Source organism: Actinomycetospora straminea, assembly GCF_028737255.1.
GTDB classification, from domain to species: Bacteria; Actinomycetota; Actinomycetes; order Mycobacteriales; family Pseudonocardiaceae; genus Actinomycetospora; species Actinomycetospora straminea.
The window spans coordinates 42,939-59,174 of record NZ_JAQZAN010000030.1 but is presented as its reverse complement, the minus strand read 5'-3'; the positions used below and the strand labels follow the sequence as shown (position 1 = coordinate 59,174).

Genomic DNA, 16,236 nt, shown 5'->3' with positions numbered 1-16,236 from the left:
CAACTCGCCACGCCGTCAGCCACCGTCACCAACGTCCTGGCCGAGTACATCTAGGCGCGCGAACTCCCCGTCGATCACCGAGGTCAGGGTGGAGTGACCGCCACCAGCGCGCTGCCGGCCGTGACCCGGTCGCCGGCCGCGACGTGCACCGCGTCGACGCGCGCCGCCCGGGCCGCGCGCACCGGCAGCTCCATCTTCATCGCCTCGAGCACCACGAGGACCGCGCCGGCGTCGACGTCCTGCCCGGCCGTGACGACGACGTCGACGACCGTGGCGTCCATGGGCGCGACCGGGTCGCCGGCGACCTCGGCGCGCGGTGACGCCGCGCCCTCGTCGCGGGGGCGCGCGGCGGCCGCCGGCCCCGGCGCGGCGTCCCGGTGCCGGGGCACGCGCAGCGTCAGCGGGCCCCGGTCGGTGCCGAGGTGGACGGTGCGGTCGCCGCGCGCGGGCTCGGCCGCGTCCGGTCGCTCGGCCGTGTCGGGGCGGGCCACGGCCGGGCGCTCCGCCGGGTCCGGCGCCCAGTCCCGCTCGACGCTGCCGGTGTCGTGGGCCATCGCCACGTGCTCGGGGCGCCGCAGCACCCCGCGCAGGTAGGGCGCGGTGGTGGGGACGCCGGTGACCGCGAGGTCGTCGAGCGCGGCGCCGAGGCGTGAGGCGGCGGTGGCGCGGTCCGGGCCCCAGGCGTGCACCTTGCCGAGCAGCGAGTCGTAGGCGCCGGGCACCGCATCGCCGGCCTCGACGCCCAGGTCGCAGCGCACCCACGGCCCGGCGGGCAGGGCGAGCGCGGTGACGCGGCCGGGCGCGGGACGGAAGCCCTCCCACGGGTCCTCGGCGGCGACGCGCGCCTGGATCGCGTGCCCACGGACCTCGACGTCCCCGACCGACCCGACCACCGACCCGAGCGCCTCCCCGGCCGCGATCCGCAGCTGGGCGACGACGAGGTCGACGCCGGTGACCAGCTCCGTCACCCCGTGCTCGACCTGCAGGCGGGTGTTCATCTCGAGGAACGCGGGCTCGCCGGTGTCGCGGTCGACGAGGAACTCGACGGTGCCCGCGCCCCGGTACCCGACCTCCGCCGCGAGCCGCCGCGACGCCGCGTGGAGCTCGGCGCGCACGGCGTCGGGCAGGTCGGGCGCCGGGGCCTCCTCGAGCAGCTTCTGGTGGCGGCGCTGGACGGTGCAGTCGCGGTCGCCCAGCACCGCGACGGCGCCGTGGTGGTCGGCGAGCACCTGCACCTCGACGTGGCGCGCGCGGGCGACGTACCGCTCGAGGAACACCTCGCCGTGCCCGAACGCGGCCGCCGCCTCGCGGGCCGCGGCCGTCAGGGCGCCGTCGAGCTCCGCGGGCCCGGTGACCACGCGCATCCCGCGCCCGCCCCCGCCGTGCGCGGCCTTGACCAGCAGCGGGAACCCGATCCGCGCGGCCGCCTCCCGGGCGCCCGCGGCGTCCAGGGCCTCGACGGGCCCGTCGGTGCCGTCCAGCACCGGCACCTCGCACCGCCGGGCCAGCGCCCGCGCACGGACCTTGTCGCCCATCGCCGCGACGACCTCGGCCGGCGGCCCCACGAAGACCAGCCCGGCGTCGGTCACCGCGCGCGCGAACCCCGCGTCCTCGGCGAGCAGCCCGTAGCCCGGGTGCACGGCCCAGGCGCCCCACGCGGCCGTGACGACGGCGTCGACGTCGAGGTAGGAGGGGACGAGCACGGCGGCGTCGGCCACGCGCGTGGGCAGCGCGCCCGCGTCGACGTCGGTGTGCACGACGACCGACCGCAGCCCCCGATCCCGGCAGGCTCGCACGATGCGCACGGCGACCTCACCCCGGTTGGCGACGAGGACGGTGCCGGTCATCGCGACCTCCAGAGACTCATCTACCAAACGGCCGGATGGTAGATTACCGTCGCGACGAGAGCCACGTCACGTCACGCGGGAGGCAGGGTGGCAGTCGAGCACGCCGGCGACCGCGCCAACGGTCAGGGCCCCGGCGCGCCCGACGAGGCCGGTCAGGACAGCGAGCAGCACACCGGGCAGCACACCGGCGCGCGGTCGGGCATGGACGCGGCGCTCGGCGAGCTCGACCGCCGGCGCGCGGCCGCCGAGGCCATGGGCGGCGAGGCGGCCATCGCGAAGCACCGGGCGTCGGGGCGGATGGTGGTGCGCGACCGCGTGGCCGCGCTGGTCGACGCCGGGAGCTGGTTCGAGGTCGGTGCGCTCGCCGAGCCCGAGATCCGCCGCGACAAGCCGGTGCCCGGCGACGCCGTCGTCACCGGCTTCGGCACGCTCGACGGGCGCCGGGTCGGCGTCATCGGCATCGACGCGACGGCGGTCGCGGGCACGACGGCGCCGATCAGCATGCGCAAGCAGGGCCGGCTCATCGAGCACGCGCAGCGCGGCGGCTTCCCGCTCGTGCTGCTCTGCGACGCCGACGGCGGCCGCATGCCCGACGTCATGGGCTGGCGCTTCTCCGGTCTGCCGCTCGACTTCACGACCTTCCTCGGGCCCACCGACGGCCGCCCCGCCGTCCCGCGCGCGGCGGCGGTGCTCGGGCCGTCGTACGGCGACTCGGCGCTGCACGCGGCCACCGCGCACTACGTCGTCATGACCCGGGGCTCGTCGGTGGCGCTGTCCGGGCCGTCGGTGGTGGAGCCCGCGATCGGCGAGCGGGTCACCGACGAGGAGCTGGGCGGGCCGGAGGCGGCGACGGCGGCGGGCAACGCGCACCTCGTCGTCGACTCCGAGGTCGACGCGCTCGACGCCCTCGGCGCGTTCCTGTCCTACCTGCCCTCGAACGCGGCCCTGCCCGCCCCGGTGTCCGTGCCGGTCGCGCCCGCCCGCGACCCCGCCGCGCTCGCGGACCTCGTGCCCACCGGCGCCCGCGCCGGCTACGACATGCGGGAGGTGCTCGCCGCGGTCGCCGACGCCGACTCGGTGCTGCCGTGGGCCGACAGCCGGGGGCCGAGCCTGCTGTGCGCGCTGGCGCGCATCGAGGGCGCGCCGGTGGGGATCGTCGCCAACCAGCCGCTGGTGCGCGCCGGGGCGCTCGACGCCGACGCGCTGGCCAAGGAGCACGACTTCGTCGACCTGTGCGACACCTTCGGCCTGCCGCTGGTCCTCCTGCACGACGTGCCCGGGCTGATGATCGGCACGCAGGCGGAGCGCTCGGGCATCCTGCACGCCTACGAGCGCACCGTCTCCCGCCTCGCGCGGGCGTCCGTGCCGCGCGTCGGGGTGGTGCTGCGCAAGGCCTACGGCGGCGGGCACTTCGCCATGGGCGGGCGCCCCACCCAGCCGGACTTCCTCTACGCCTGGCCAGGAGCCGAGATGGGCTTCATGGCCCCCGAGACCGGCATCCGCACGGTGCACCGCCGCGCCCTGGACCGGCTGCTCGCGGAGGAGGGGCCCGAGGCCCGCGACGCCCGCGCCGCCGAGCTGACCGCGGAGTGGGTCGCCGAGTCCGAGCCGTGGGAGGCCGCGGCGCACCTGTCGCTCGACGACGTCATCGCGCCCGCGGCGACCCGGCACGTGATCGCCACCAGCATCGAGATCGCCTGGGGCGAGCGGCCGCACCGCACGGGCCACCAGGGGGGCACCAGGTGAGCGAGTACACCGAGATCACGGTGAAGGACGACGGGCCGGTCGCGGTGGTCCACCTCGACCGCCCGGAGAAGCTCAACGCGCTGACCACGGCCTTCTGGCCGCAGATGCGCGACGCGCTGGCCCGCCTCGAGGCGTCGGGGACGACGCGCGCGGTGGTGCTCACCGGCGCGGGGGAGAAGGCGTTCTCCGCGGGTGGCGACATCGCCGGCTTCGGCGAGCTCGACGGCGCGGCGGCCAAGCGCGCCTTCCAGGCCGACTGCCTGCGCACCTTCGCCGCGATCGAGGAGTCGGCGCTGCCGGTGATCGCCGCGGTCAACGGCTACGCCTTCGGCGGCGGCTGCGAGCTCGCGCTGGCCTGCGACCTGGTCATCGCCTCCGAGCGCGCGGCGTTCGCGATGCCCGAGAGCGGGATCGGGCTCGTGCCCGGGTTCGGGGTGCTGCGCGGCCCGGCGGTGATGGGCCGGCACTGGACGAAGTGGATGGTGCTCGCCGGCGAGCGCCTGGACGCCGCGCAGGCCGAGCGCGTCGGGCTGGTGCAGAAGGTCGTCGCCCACGACGCGCTGCTCGACGAGGCCGTGGCGCTGGGGGAGCGCATCGCCCGCGCCGCACCGATGGCCGTGCGCGTCGGCAAGACGATGATCAACCGCGGGGTCGACCGCGGCGAGACCGGCTACTCGCTCGAGGCCGTGACGATGCTGCAGGAGACCGCGGACACCGCCGAGGGCATCGCCGCGTTCACCGAGAAGCGGGCGCCGCGGTTCGAGGGGCGCTGATGACCGACCCCTTCGTCGCGCTCATGCGCCGCTACGTCGTCGACTACACCAACTCCCACGACCTCGCGATCTGCGACGAGATCATGGAGCCCGACTACGTGCTGCGGATGGGCCCGCACGTGGTGGCCGGGCGCGACGAGGCCTACAAGCCGGCGACGCGCAAGCAGCTCGAGCAGTTCCCCGGCCTCGGGCTGACCGTGCACGACGTGGTGAGCAACGGCGAGCGCCTGGCGCTGTGCTTCTCCGAGCACGGCGCGTCGGTGCGCCACGGCGGCGCGCTCGCGGCGTGGCGCGGGATCGGGCTCTACACGTGGAACGGCCGGCGCCTGACGGCCAACCGCGTCGAGCAGGACTACCTCGCGCGCCGCCGCCAGCTCGCCGGCGGCGTGCCCGACGCCGTGCCCCCGCCCGCGCTCGCGCCCTGGGACACCGCGGCGCGCGCGCCCGACGCCGGCGTCGAGGCGGTCGTCGCGGCGTGGGCGGCGCAGGGCGCGCCGGCGGTCGGGGACGTCGAGGTCGACGACGGCCGGGACCCGGCCCCGCTGGTCGAGGCCGACGAGGTGGTCGTCGACGACCTGTTCACCGCCGGCGACCGGGCCGCGGTGCACGTCACCGTCCACGGCCCGTTCCGCGGCGGCCTGCCCGAGCTCGACGACCGGCACGGCGCCCCGGCGACCCTGCACGCCGCCGCGCTCGTCACCGTCGCCGACGGGCGCGTCGTCGCCGGCCGCGTGGTGCGCGACCGGCTGGGCCTCGCGCGGGCGCTGGCCGCCGTCGGGGCCGCGCCGTGACGCGCGTCGGCCTGTACCTCGACCTGCGCGTCCCGCCGGGCGCGCGGGGCGCGGACGTCTACGCCCGCACGCTCGACCGCGTCGCCGCCGCCGAGGACCGGGGGCTGGAGGCCGCGTGGGTCACCGAGCACCACGGGTTCGCCGACGGCTACCTGCCCGCCCCGCTGACCGTCGCCGCCGCGGTGGCCGCGCGCACCCGGACGCTGCGGGTGGGCACGGCCGTCGTCATCGGGCCGATGGTGCCCGCCGCGACGCTCGCCGAGCAGGCCTCCGTCGTCGACCTGGTGTCCGGCGGGCGCCTCGAGCTCGGCGTCGGGGCGGGCTGGCGGGCCGAGGAGTTCGCCCGCGTCGGCGCCGACCACCGCACCCGCTACGCGACGCTCGAGGACCAGCTGCGCCGCCTGCCCGAGCTCTGGGCCGACGGCACGGTGACGCCCGCGCCGGTCCAGGACCCGCTGCCGACGTGGGTCGGCGCCCGCGGACCGCGTGGCGCGCGGCTGGCCGGGCGGGTCGGCGCCGGGCTGCTGTGGCTCGACCCCGCGCTGCTCGCGCCGTACGCCGAGGGGCTCGCCGCCGGCGGGTGGCCGAGGGACCGGGCGCGCGTGGGCGGGCTGGTCAACGTGCTGCTCGCCGACGACCCGGTCGCCGCCAAGGAGGAGGTCCGCGCGGCGGCGCGCCGCAACCGGGCCTCCTACCGCGGCAACGACGACGCCGCGGCGAGCACGGGCGACACGACGTTCCCGAAGCTGAAGGTCCTGACCGCCGACGACGCCGTCGCCGCGGTGCGCGAGCAGCTGGCGCCGCTGGCCGCGCACGTCCCCGTCACCGACGTCTTCTGCTTCGCCGACCTCGGCGGCCTGCCCGACGCCCTCGTCGACCGCCACCTCGAGCTCGTCACCGACGTCCTGCGGCCCGGACTGGCGCCCGTCGTCCCCACCCCCGTCGGAGGTGTCCCGTGACCGACCTCCCCGACGACCTCCTGACCCCCGAGGCCGTCGCCGACCCCGACGGCGCCGCCGCCGTGCTGCGCGAGCACGACCCGGTGCACTGGAGCCCGACGCACCGCGCGTGGCTCGTGACGCGGTACGACGACGTCGTCGCCGCCTTCCGCAACCCGGCGCTGTCGTCGGACCGGGTACGCCCGCTCCTCGCGCAGCGGGAGAGGCCGTCGGGCGACGCGTCGCACCGGATGCTCGGGCTCATCAGCGAGTGGATGGTCGTCACCGACCCGCCCGCGCACACCCGGCTGCGGCGCCTGGCCGGCGCGGCGTTCAAGCAGCAGCAGATCGCAGCGATGGAGGACCGCATCCAGGCGCTGGTCGACGAGCTGGTCGACGCGTTCGTCGCGGACGGCGGCACCGACCTCCCCGCGGATCTGGTCGCCGGCGTCGCCTACCCGCTGCCCGCGATCGTCATCGCCGAGATGCTCGGTGCGCCGCCGGAGGACCGCGACCGGTTCCGGGAGTGGTCCGACGAGCTCGCGCTGGTCGCGTTCGGCGCCGGCGGTGACGCGCGGCCCGACCGCCACGAGCGGGCGCTGCGCGGGCTCGAGGAGATGGCGGAGTACTTCCGCGCGCTCGTCGCCCGGCGCCGCCGCGACCCCGGCGGCGACATGCTCTCGGCGATGCTCGGCGACGAGGGCGACCCCGACGCGCTCTCCGACGACGAGCTCGTCGGCATGTGCGCGCTGCTGCTCTTCGCCGGCCACGAGACGACGACCAACGCCATCGCCAACGCGGTCCGCCTGCTCACCGCCGACCCCGCCCTGCGCGACCGGGTGCGCGACGACCCCGCGCTGGTCAACCCCGCGGTCGAGGAGGCGCTGCGGCTCGTCGGTCCGATCAAGGTGCTGGTGCGCTGGGTCGTCGAGGACCACGAGCTGCGCGGACGCGCCATCCGCCGCGGGGAGCGCGTCTACCTGCTGCTCTGCGGCGCCAACCGCGACCCCGAGCGCTTCGCCGACCCCGACGTCGTCGACCTCGCCCGCGAGCGCGCCACCCACGTCGCCTTCGGGCGCGGCATCCACGCGTGCATCGGGGCGCAGCTCGCGCGCATCGAGACCCGCGTCGCCGTCGGGACGCTGCTGCGCCGGTTGCCCGGCCTGCGCGTCGCGGGCGAGCCGGAGTACCTGCCGACCATCGCGTCGCGCGCGCAGACGTCGCTCCCCGTCGTGCACGACGCGGTCGCCGCCGGGAGCCGACCGTGAGGCCCCGGGTCACGACGCTGCACGAGCTCGTCGACGAGTCCGCGGCCCTCGACCCGGACGCCGAGGCCCTGGTCTTCGCCGACGGCGAGCGCCTCACCGTCGGCGCGCTGGCCGCCCGGTCGGTGCGCCACGCCGCCGCGCTGCTCGCCCACGGCGTCGCGCCGGGCGACCGGGTGGCGCTGCTGCTGCCCGCGTCCGCCGACCTCGTCGCGCTGCTGCTCGCCGTCACGCGCGTCGGGGCCATCGCGGTGCCCGTCAACGCCCGCTACCGCCCCGACGAGGTGCGCCACGTCGTCGTGCACTCGGGCGCTGCGCTGGTCGTCACCGCGCCGCCGAGCACGCCCGGCGCGCCGGACCTCGCCGACCTCGCCCGCCGCGCGGTCGCGGCCGGCCCGGCGCCGGAGCTGCGGGCGCTGGTGACGCTCGCGGAGCTGACCGGGGGCGATCCGGCCGACGTCGCCGACGCCGAGGCCGGCACGCGGGTCCGCGCCCCCGCGGTGCTGGTCTACACCTCGGGCACCACGGCGGCGCCGAAGGGCGCGCTGATCTCGCACGAGGCGCTGGTCCGGCTCGCCGCCGGGATCGCCGAGCGGATGGCCCTGACGTCCGCCGACCGCATCTGGACCGCGATCCCGCTCTTCCACGGCGGCGGCATCACGTTCGCGGTCGCGGCGCTCACCGCCCGCGCGACGTTCGTCCACCCCGGCCACTTCGACCCGACGACGACGCCCGCGCTCCTCGAGGCCGAGCGGGTCACCGTCGCGCTCGCCGCGTTCGAGACGATCTGGATGCCGGTGCTCGACCGCCCCGACTTCCCCGACCGCGACCTGCACCGCCTCCGCCTCGTCATGGCCGTCGGCGTGCCCGAGCGGCTGCGGACCATGGCCGAGCGCGTGCCGCAGGCGGTCCACGTCTCGTGCGTGGCGATGACCGAGTCGTCGGCGTTCCTCGCCCTGGGCCGCCTCGACGATCCGCTCGAGGCACGCCTGACCACCGGCGGCCACCCGATGCCCGGCATGCGCGTGCGTGTGGTCGACCCCGACAGCGGCGCCGACCTGCCGCCCGGCACCCCCGGCGAGCTGCTGTTCCGGGGGCCCACCGCGTTCGACGGCTACTTCCGCGACCCCGACGCGACGGCCGCGACGATCGACCCGCACGGGTGGGTGCACACCGGCGACGTGGTCACCGTCGACGACGACGGGCGCGTCACCTTCCGCACGCGGCTCAAGGACATGCTCAAGGTCGGCGGCGAGAACGTGTCGGCCGCGGAGATCGAGAACCACCTGCTCACGCACCCGGCGGTCGGCGTCGTCGCGGTGGTCGCCGCGCCCGACGCCCGCTACGTCGAGGTGCCGGCGGCGTTCGTGCAGCTCGCGCCCGGGACCACCGCGACCGCCGAGGAGCTGATCGCGCACTGCGTCGGGCGGATCGCGACCTTCCGCGTGCCGCGGTACGTGCGTTTCGTCGACGCCTGGCCGATGTCCGGCACGAAGATCCGCAAGGTGGAGCTGCGCGCCCGGATCGCCGAGGAGCTCGCCGCGGCGGGCGTCACCGAGGCGCCGCGGGTGGGCGCGTGACGGCCGCCCCGGCGCCGGCGCCCGCGGACCTCGCGGGCCTGCGCCTGCCCGGCGGCACGAGCCGGGTCGAGGGCTACGAGAGCCTGCTGATGCACGACGCGGTGCGCGCGCCCCGCCGCCCCGAGCCGCACCCGATCTGGGCGTTCCTCGCCCCGCAGCGGGGGATGGGGTGCTCGCTCGCCGAGCTGTTCACCACGCTCGGCTGCCCGCTCGAGGCGGGACCGCTGCTGGGGCGGTTCGCCGCCCGCTGCGCCGCCCCGCTGGCCCTCGACGTCGACCACGAGGTGCGCGGCGGCGTCACCACCGTGCGCCGGCGCCGCGGCCGCGTGCTCGGCGTCGTCGACGAGGTCGAGCTGGTGCTCGACCTGCGCCGCGGCCCCCCGGGCGCGGGCGCGCCGGTGCTCACCGCCACCTACGTCTTCCTGCTGCCGCGGCCGGGGGTCACCGACGCGCCCGCGGCCGGGGGGACGCCGGACGCGGTCCCGGAGGGCCCCGAGCACCCCGGTGCGCCGATCACCGTCCGCGCCGACGAGATGAAGCTGCTCGCCCTGCTGCTGCGCGACCCCAACCCGATCCACCTCGACCCCGACGCCGCCGCGGCGGTCGGGCTCGGGCACGCGTGCGTCAACCAGGGCCCCGCGAACCTCGCCTACGCCCTCACCCACGTCACCGCGCGCCGGCCGGACGCCGTCCTCACGGGCTTCGCCGCGCGCTTCCGGGCGACGGTCGTCGCCGGCGACGTCGTCACGCCGGTGGCCCGCGACGACGGCTCGTTCGCCCTGCGCCACGCCGACGGTCGGGACGCGGTGACCGGCACCGCGGAGCTGCGAGGACGGGGAGGACCGTGATGGGACGGGTCGAGGGCAAGGTCGCCCTGATCACCGGGGCGGCGCGGGGCCAGGGCCGCTCGCACGCGCTGCGGTTGGCCGGCGAGGGCGCGGACGTGGTGCTCGTCGACGCCTGCGCGCCGATCCCGTCGGCGCCGATCGGGATGCCGGGCGAGGACGACCTCGACCGGGTCGCCGAGGAGGTCCGCGCGGCCGGGCGGCGGGCGCTCGCGCACGTCGTGGACGTGCGGGACACCGGCGGGCTCGCGAAGGTCGTCGACGACGCCGTCGGCACCTTCGGGCGGCTCGACGTGGTGTGCGCGAACGCCGGCATCTTCCCGACCGCGCCGGCCCTCGACACCGACGACGGCCTGTGGGACGAGACCATCGCCATCAACCTGACCGGCGTCTTCCGCACCGTGCGCGCCGCGATCGCGCCGATGGTGGAGCGCGGCGAGGGCGGATCGGTGATCATCACCAGCTCCACCGCCGGCCTCAAGGGCGTGCCCAACACCGTCGCCTACGCCGCGGCCAAGCACGGCGTCGTCGGGGTCATGCGCGTGCTCGCGAACGAGCTCGCCCCCCACCGCATCCGCGTGAACTCGGTGCACCCCACCGGGGTCGACACGGACATGATCCGCAACGAGGCCACCTACCGGCTCATGGTGCCGGGCGTCGAGCACCCGACGTCCGAACAGGCCGAGCCCGTCTTCCGCTCGATCAACGCGCTGCCCGTGCCGTGGGTCGACGCGTCCGACGTCAGCAACGCCGTGCTGTGGCTCGCCTCCGACGAGTCCCGCTACGTCACCGGCGTGATGCTGCCCGTCGACGCCGGCGCGACCGGCAAGTGACGTCCCCCCGACCGACCGACGACCGCCAACACCACCGGAGGTGACCCCGTGACCGACACCCTCGCGCAGCCCACGACCACCGAGGCCGCCACCACCCGCGTCGACGCCCTCGTCGTCGGCGCCGGCCTCGCCGGGCTCTACATGCTCCACCGGTTCCGCGGCCTCGGCCTGGACACCGTCGTCCTCGAGGCGGGCGACGACATCGGCGGCACGTGGTTCTGGAACCGCTACCCCGGCGCGCGCTGCGACGTGGAGAGCATGGAGTACTCGTACTCGTTCTCCCCGGAGCTCGAGCAGGAGTGGGACTGGACCGAGAAGTACCCGACGCAGCCGGAGATCCTGCGCTACGTCCACCACGTCGCCGACCGCTTCGGCCTGCGCGACGGCGTGCGGCTGGGGACCCGCGTCGCGGCCGCCCACTGGCGCGACGCCGACGGCCGCTGGACCGTGACGACCGAGGCCGGCGAGGTCTACGACACCGAGCAGCTGGTGATGGCGACCGGCTGCCTGTCGACCTCGAAGCTGCCCGAGATCCCGGGCGTGGAGGGGTTCGCCGGCCGCACCTTCCACACCGCGCACTGGCCGCACGAGCCCGTCGACTTCACCGGGCGCCGGGTCGCCGTCATCGGCACCGGGTCGTCGGGCATCCAGGCGATCCCGCTCATCGCCGAGGAGGCGGGCGACCTCACGGTCTTCCAGCGGACCGCCAACTTCAGCATGCCGGCGAACAACGCCCCGCTGTCCGACGAGGCGCAGGCCGAGCGCAAGCGCGGCTACCGGGCGCACCGGCAGGCCGCGCGCGAGTCCGGGTTCGGCATCCCGGTGCCGGAGGCGACGAGCTCGGCGCTCGAGGTGACCCCCGAGGAGCGCCGGGCACAGTACGAGAGCGTCTGGGGCCGCAACCTCGTGGGGATGCTGACCTCCTACACGGACAGCATCGTCGACGCCGACGCCAACGAGACCGCCGCGGAGTTCGTGCGGGAGAAGATCCGGGAGATCGTCGACGACCCGGAGACCGCCGAGACCCTGTGCCCGCGCGACCACCCGTTCGGCACCAAGCGGCCGTGCCTCGACAGCGGCTACTACGCGACGTTCAACCGCGAGAACGTGCACCTCGTGGACCTGCGGCGCACGCCGCTCGTCGAGATCACCGAGCGCGGGGTGCGCACCACGGACGCCGAGTACGCGGTCGACGACCTCGTCTTCGCCACCGGCTTCGACGCGATGACGGGCACGCTCGCCGCGATCGACGTCCGCGGCCGCGCCGGGGTGCGGCTGGTCGACAAGTGGGCGGACGGACCGGTGACGCACCTGGGACTGCAGGTCGCGGGGTTCCCGAACCTCTACACGATCACCGGGCCCGGCAGCCCGTCGGTGCTGTCGAACATGATGGTGTCGATCGAGCAGCACGTGGACTTCGTCGCCGACACCGTCGCGCACGCCCACACCCGGGGCGACACCGTCGTGGAGTCCACCGAGGAGGCCGAGCGGGCCTGGACCGACCACGTCCGCGAGGTCGGCGAGTACACGCTCTACCCGCGGGCGGACTCCTGGTACATGGGCTCCAACGTGCCCGGCAAGCCGCGGGTGTTCATGGCCTACATCGGCGGCGTCGGGAACTACCGCCAGCACTGCGACCAGCTCGCCGCCAACGGCTACCCGGGGTTCGTCTTCTCGTCGGTGTGACCGGGCGACCGAGGTCACGCGCCGCCGAGGACCCCGGACGCCCGTGAGCTCCACGGCGACGGCCGTGGAGCTCACATGGGGGGATCAGGCGAAGCCGTCGGGGTCGGTGCGGACGGTCTCGAAGGTGCCGTCGGCGTCGGTGTCGAGCGCGGCGGTGTCGAAGTCGCCGTCGTTGTCCGTGTCCATCAGGACCGTCTCGCCGTAGCCGTCGGCGTTCGTGTCGACCACGCCGGTCTCGAAGGTCCCGTTGTGGTCGGTGTCGGCGACGACCGTGTCGACGCGGCCGTCGCCGTCCTCGTCCGTGGAGGTCGAGGCGAGGTGGCCGTGCTCGTCGAGCTGGTAGGTGCCGACCACGGTGCCGTCGGCCTCGTAGATGTTGCCGTCGGCGGCGAAGTGGCGGTCGGAGGCGTTGGTGTCGGTGCTCATGGCGTGCTCGCTCTCGGTGAGGATCGGTGCCCGGGGTGGGGGGCGTTCGAACCTCTGACGGTGCGGGCGGACCCGGATGTTCCGCGTCGAGCAGGAAATCCTCTCCGCGAGCCCGTGGTCACCGGCCGTGACGGCGACGGAAGGTGCTCGGCGGCTCGTGGAACGTCTCCTTGAACGCGCGGCTGAACGACGCGAGGTCGGCGAACCCGCAGCGCAGCGCCACGTCGGTGACCGAGAGGTCGGCGAGCCGCGGGTCGGCGAGCGCGCGCTGCCCGTGCTCGAGGCGCCGGCGACGCACCAGCCGGCCCACGGTCGTCGACGCCTCGGCGAAGGCGCGGTGCAGCTGGCGGGTCGAGACGAAGTGCGCGCGGGCGATGGTCTCGGGCCCGAGGTCGGGGTCCTCGAGGTGCTCGGCGACGTAGGCCTCGACGCGGGCGCGCAGCACGGCGGCCGCCCGGGAGCCGGTCTCGTCGCGCTGCAGGGCCTCGCCGGCGACGGTGCCCACGAGGTCGGCGAGCTCGGTCGCGAGACGGCCGGCGGCGGCCGGGGACAGCTCGGGCGGCGCGGTGACGACGTCGGCGAGCGTGCGCCCGACGATGCTGCCGAGGCGGTCGCCGCCCAGCGCCCGCGCGGTCGCCGACCGGGTGGTGCCCGGGTCGATGCCGACGAGGTCGCGGGGCCAGGTGAACACCAACATCCGCCAGTCGCCCGTGAACCGCCAGGCGAACGGGCGTGCCGTCTCGTAGATCGTGTAGGCGCCGGGGCCGAGCAGGGCCTCGCGCCCGTCCTGGCGCACCACGGCCTCGCCGCGGGCGATGAGGCCGACCTGCAGGTAGTCGTCGTCGTCGCGCGCGAGGCCCGGCGTGCGGACGCACTCCTGCGCGGTCGAGTCGACCGTGGCCACGGCGAGGTGTCCGAGCAGGCTGCTGCGCACCGCCCCGTCGAAGGCCGCGTCGCGCCGGGTGTGCACGTCGAGGGCGACGAAGTGCTCGCGCAGGAGGTCGCGCCAGCCGTCCACGCGGTCGGCCCGGCCCCGCACCTCACCCGGGGTGGGCGCGCGCATCGGCGTCCGGGCGCGCGCGAACGGACCCACGGGGCGGGCGGTGGTCGCCACGGGCGGCTCCCGGGTGGGGAGGAGGACGGCGCTGCGACCGTGTCGGCGAGCAGGGGCGGTCGCCCGACGCTAGGGAACCGGGCACCTCCCGGTCAACGGTGGGCAACTCGTCGCCCAGCGACAAGCGCGCGAGCGCGTCGAGTGGTCAGGCTGTCACCGGCGGTCCGGGGCCCACGGGGTCGCGTCCGCCCGGCGCCACCACCACGCGGCGGACACCCCTGCCGCCCGAGCCGCCAGGGAGCACCCGTGACCGCCCTCGAGGACCTGCCGCTGACGCCCACGACCACCACCGTGCGCGCGGCGTGCCCGCACGACTGTCCCGACACCTGCGCGATGGTCGTGACCGTCGAGAACGGTGTCGCGACCGGCGTGCGGGGCGACCCCGAGCACCCGATCACGCGCGGCGGCCTCTGCGTCAAGGTCAACAACTACCAGGACAAGGTCTACAACCCGGACCGCGTGCTGCACCCGATGCGCCGGGTCGGGCCCAAGGGCAGCGGGCGGTTCGAGCAGATCAGCTGGGACGACGCGCTCGACACGATCGCGTCGGAGTTCCGGGCGCGGATCGCCGAGCACGGCGCCGAGACCGTCATGCCGGTCAGCTACCTCGGCACGCAGGGCATCCTCAACGGCCTGTCGGTCGGCGACGCCTTCTTCCACCGCCTCGGCGCCACCATCACCGAGCGCACCTACTGCGACTCCGGCTCCTGCACCGCGTACGCCGCCACCGTGGGCGCGACCGCGGGCGTCGACCCCGAGAGCATCGTGCACTCGAAGTACATCATCATCTGGGCCTGCAACATGGTCTCGACCAACCTGCACCTCTGGCCGGTGGTCGCCGAGGCGCAGAAGCGGGGCGCGAAGGTCGTCGTCATCGACCCGGTCCGGCACAAGACCGCCAAGCGCGCCGACTGGTACATCCCGATCCGGCCCGGCACCGACGGCGCGCTCGCCCTGGCGATGATGAACGTGATCATCTCCGAGGGCCTGCACGACGAGGACTACGTCCGCGAGCACACCGTCGGCTTCGACGAGCTCGCCGAGCGCGCGGCGCAGTACACCCCGGAGTGGGCGTCGGAGGAGACCGGCATCCCCGCCGAGGACATCCGCACGCTGGCCCGCGAGTACGCCACCACCGACCCGTCGATGATCCGCATCGGCGTCGCCATCGAGCGGCACGCCGGCGGCGGGCAGACCGTCCGCTCGATCGCCTGCCTGCCGGCGCTGACCGGGGCGTGGCGGCACGTCGGCGGCGGCCTGCTGCAGCTGCCGCTGTGGGCGCACCCGGTGAACTGGCCGGCGTTCATCCACCCCGAGATGGCGACGCCGGGCACGCGCATCGTCAACCAGTACCTGCTCGGGCGGGTGCTGACCGGCGAGATGGAGCTCGATCCGCCGATCACGGCGCTCGTCGTCTACAACTCGAACCCGATGGTGGTCTGCCCCGAGCAGGACAAGCTCGCGCGCGGTCTGTCCCGCGAGGACCTGTTCACCGTCGTCAGCGACCACGTCCTCACCGACACGGCCCGCCACGCCGACATCGTCCTGCCCGCGACGACCCAGCTCGAGCAGCACGACATCATGTTCAGCTGGGGCCACTTCTACGTCACGCTGAACACCCCGGCGATCGCGCCGGAGGGCGAGGCCATCCCGAACACCGAGCTGTTCCGCCGGCTCGCGGCGCGGATGGGCTTCGACGACCCGTACTTCCGGCTCACCGACGAGGAGCTGCTCGAGCAGTCCTACGACTGGTCCTCGCCGGTGATGGAGGGGATCACGCTCGAGTCGCTGCGCGAGACGGGCTGGGCGCGGCTGAACCTGCCCTCGCCCGACGAGTACCGCCCGCACGCCGAGGGCGGCTTCCCGACGCCGTCGGGGAAGACGGAGTTCCGCTCCTCGGCGCTGGAGGCGGCGGGCAACTTCGTCGTCCCGCTCTTCCGCCAGCTCTCCGAGGAGTACCAGCCGGGCGGGGTCGTCGACCCGCTGCCGCACTACGTGCCGCCGCGCGAGACGTCCGACAGCCACCCGCTGAACCTGCTCTCGCCGAAGTCGCACGCGTTCCTCAACTCGAGCGCGGGCGACCAGGCCATGCAGAAGCGCGTGCAGGGCGAGCAGATGGTGACCCTGCACCCCGCCGACGCCGCGGCGCGCGACATCACCGACGGCCAGTACGTGGCGGTCTACAACGACCGCGGGCGCTTCGTCGCGCTGGCGCGCGTCAGCGACGAGGTGGCCCCGGGCGTGGCCGTGGCACCCATGGGCGCGTGGCCGAAGAACGCGAAGGACCAGAGCACGGTCAACGCCGTGAACCCCTTCGTGTTCGCCGACCTCGGCAACGCGCCGACGTTCTCGGACACGCGCGTGGAGATCGCGCCGGTCTGAGCAGAGACCC

At 75.7% G+C, this 16,236-nt stretch carries 13 protein-coding genes; 10 read left to right on the top strand and 3 right to left on the bottom strand.

All coding sequences use genetic code 11. The features are described 5' to 3' along the window. Positions 1 to 83: 83 nt before the first annotated feature. Complete coding sequence (locus PH190_RS28380) at positions 84 to 1,847, bottom strand: acetyl-CoA carboxylase biotin carboxylase subunit (protein ID WP_274234896.1); 1,764 nt, start codon at positions 1,845 to 1,847, stop codon at positions 84 to 86. 87 nt (positions 1,848 to 1,934) lie between these two features. Between PH190_RS28380 and PH190_RS28375 the strand changes: the two genes are divergently transcribed. From PH190_RS28375 to PH190_RS28335, 9 genes are read left to right on the top strand one after another with little or no spacing between them, the layout of a single operon-like run. After that, entirely contained in the window at positions 1,935 to 3,593 is a 1,659-nt protein-coding gene (locus tag PH190_RS28375; RefSeq protein WP_274234895.1) for an acyl-CoA carboxylase subunit beta, read from the top strand. Continuing rightward, entirely contained in the window at positions 3,590 to 4,366 is a 777-nt protein-coding gene (locus PH190_RS28370) for an enoyl-CoA hydratase/isomerase family protein (protein ID WP_274234894.1), read from the top strand. The genes PH190_RS28375 and PH190_RS28370 overlap by 4 nt, the downstream gene beginning before the upstream one ends. Continuing rightward, positions 4,366 to 5,157, top strand: coding sequence for an ester cyclase (locus PH190_RS28365; protein WP_274234893.1), 792 nt, complete (start codon positions 4,366 to 4,368; stop codon positions 5,155 to 5,157). The genes PH190_RS28370 and PH190_RS28365 overlap by 1 nt, the downstream gene beginning before the upstream one ends. Beyond that, positions 5,154 to 6,116: an LLM class flavin-dependent oxidoreductase gene (locus PH190_RS28360; protein ID WP_274234892.1), complete on the top strand. Its 963-nt coding sequence runs from the start codon at positions 5,154 to 5,156 to the stop codon at positions 6,114 to 6,116. The genes PH190_RS28365 and PH190_RS28360 overlap by 4 nt, the downstream gene beginning before the upstream one ends. Next, positions 6,113 to 7,363: a cytochrome P450 gene (locus PH190_RS28355; protein ID WP_274234891.1), complete on the top strand. Its 1,251-nt coding sequence runs from the start codon at positions 6,113 to 6,115 to the stop codon at positions 7,361 to 7,363. The genes PH190_RS28360 and PH190_RS28355 overlap by 4 nt, the downstream gene beginning before the upstream one ends. Next, on the top strand, positions 7,360 to 8,940 hold the full coding sequence (locus PH190_RS28350; protein WP_274234890.1) for a class I adenylate-forming enzyme family protein: 1,581 nt from the start codon (positions 7,360 to 7,362) through the stop codon (positions 8,938 to 8,940). Before PH190_RS28355 ends, PH190_RS28350 begins: the two co-directional genes overlap by 4 nt. Further along, complete coding sequence (locus tag PH190_RS28345) at positions 8,937 to 9,788, top strand: MaoC family dehydratase (RefSeq protein WP_274234889.1); 852 nt, start codon at positions 8,937 to 8,939, stop codon at positions 9,786 to 9,788. The genes PH190_RS28350 and PH190_RS28345 overlap by 4 nt, the downstream gene beginning before the upstream one ends. Next, the gene (locus tag PH190_RS28340) at positions 9,788 to 10,618 is read left to right on the top strand and encodes a mycofactocin-coupled SDR family oxidoreductase (protein ID WP_274234888.1); all 831 of its coding nucleotides are present in this window, start codon (positions 9,788 to 9,790) and stop codon (positions 10,616 to 10,618) included. Before PH190_RS28345 ends, PH190_RS28340 begins: the two co-directional genes overlap by 1 nt. A gap of 48 nt (positions 10,619 to 10,666) precedes the next feature. Next, the gene (locus tag PH190_RS28335) at positions 10,667 to 12,304 is read left to right on the top strand and encodes a flavin-containing monooxygenase (protein ID WP_274234887.1); all 1,638 of its coding nucleotides are present in this window, start codon (positions 10,667 to 10,669) and stop codon (positions 12,302 to 12,304) included. Positions 12,305 to 12,388: 84 nt separating this feature from the next. On the opposite strand, the gene PH190_RS28330 is transcribed toward PH190_RS28335, so the two are convergent. Both PH190_RS28330 and PH190_RS28325 read right to left on the bottom strand, forming a co-directional pair. Continuing rightward, positions 12,389 to 12,730, bottom strand: a complete 342-nt coding sequence (locus PH190_RS28330) for a hypothetical protein (protein ID WP_274234886.1) — start codon at positions 12,728 to 12,730, stop codon at positions 12,389 to 12,391. Between the two features lie 118 nt (positions 12,731 to 12,848). Further along, on the bottom strand, positions 12,849 to 13,844 hold the full coding sequence (locus tag PH190_RS28325) for an AraC-like ligand-binding domain-containing protein (RefSeq protein ID WP_274234885.1): 996 nt from the start codon (positions 13,842 to 13,844) through the stop codon (positions 12,849 to 12,851). A gap of 246 nt (positions 13,845 to 14,090) precedes the next feature. Here PH190_RS28325 and PH190_RS28320 point away from each other — a divergent pair, with 246 nt between their 5' ends. Further along, the gene (locus tag PH190_RS28320; RefSeq protein ID WP_274234884.1) at positions 14,091 to 16,226 is read left to right on the top strand and encodes a molybdopterin-containing oxidoreductase family protein; all 2,136 of its coding nucleotides are present in this window, start codon (positions 14,091 to 14,093) and stop codon (positions 16,224 to 16,226) included. Positions 16,227 to 16,236 lie beyond the last annotated feature (10 nt).

Bases quoted from the DNA above. Each gene is read 5' to 3' on its own strand.
- PH190_RS28330 (WP_274234886.1), bottom strand. From the start codon at position 12,730: ATGAGCACCGACACCAACGCCTCCGACCGCCACTTCGCCGCCGACGGC.
- PH190_RS28365 (WP_274234893.1), top strand. From the start codon at position 4,366: ATGACCGACCCCTTCGTCGCGCTCATGCGCCGCTACGTCGTCGACTAC.
- PH190_RS28380 (WP_274234896.1), bottom strand. From the start codon at position 1,847: ATGACCGGCACCGTCCTCGTCGCCAACCGGGGTGAGGTCGCCGTGCGC.
- PH190_RS28340 (WP_274234888.1), top strand. From the start codon at position 9,788: ATGGGACGGGTCGAGGGCAAGGTCGCCCTGATCACCGGGGCGGCGCGG.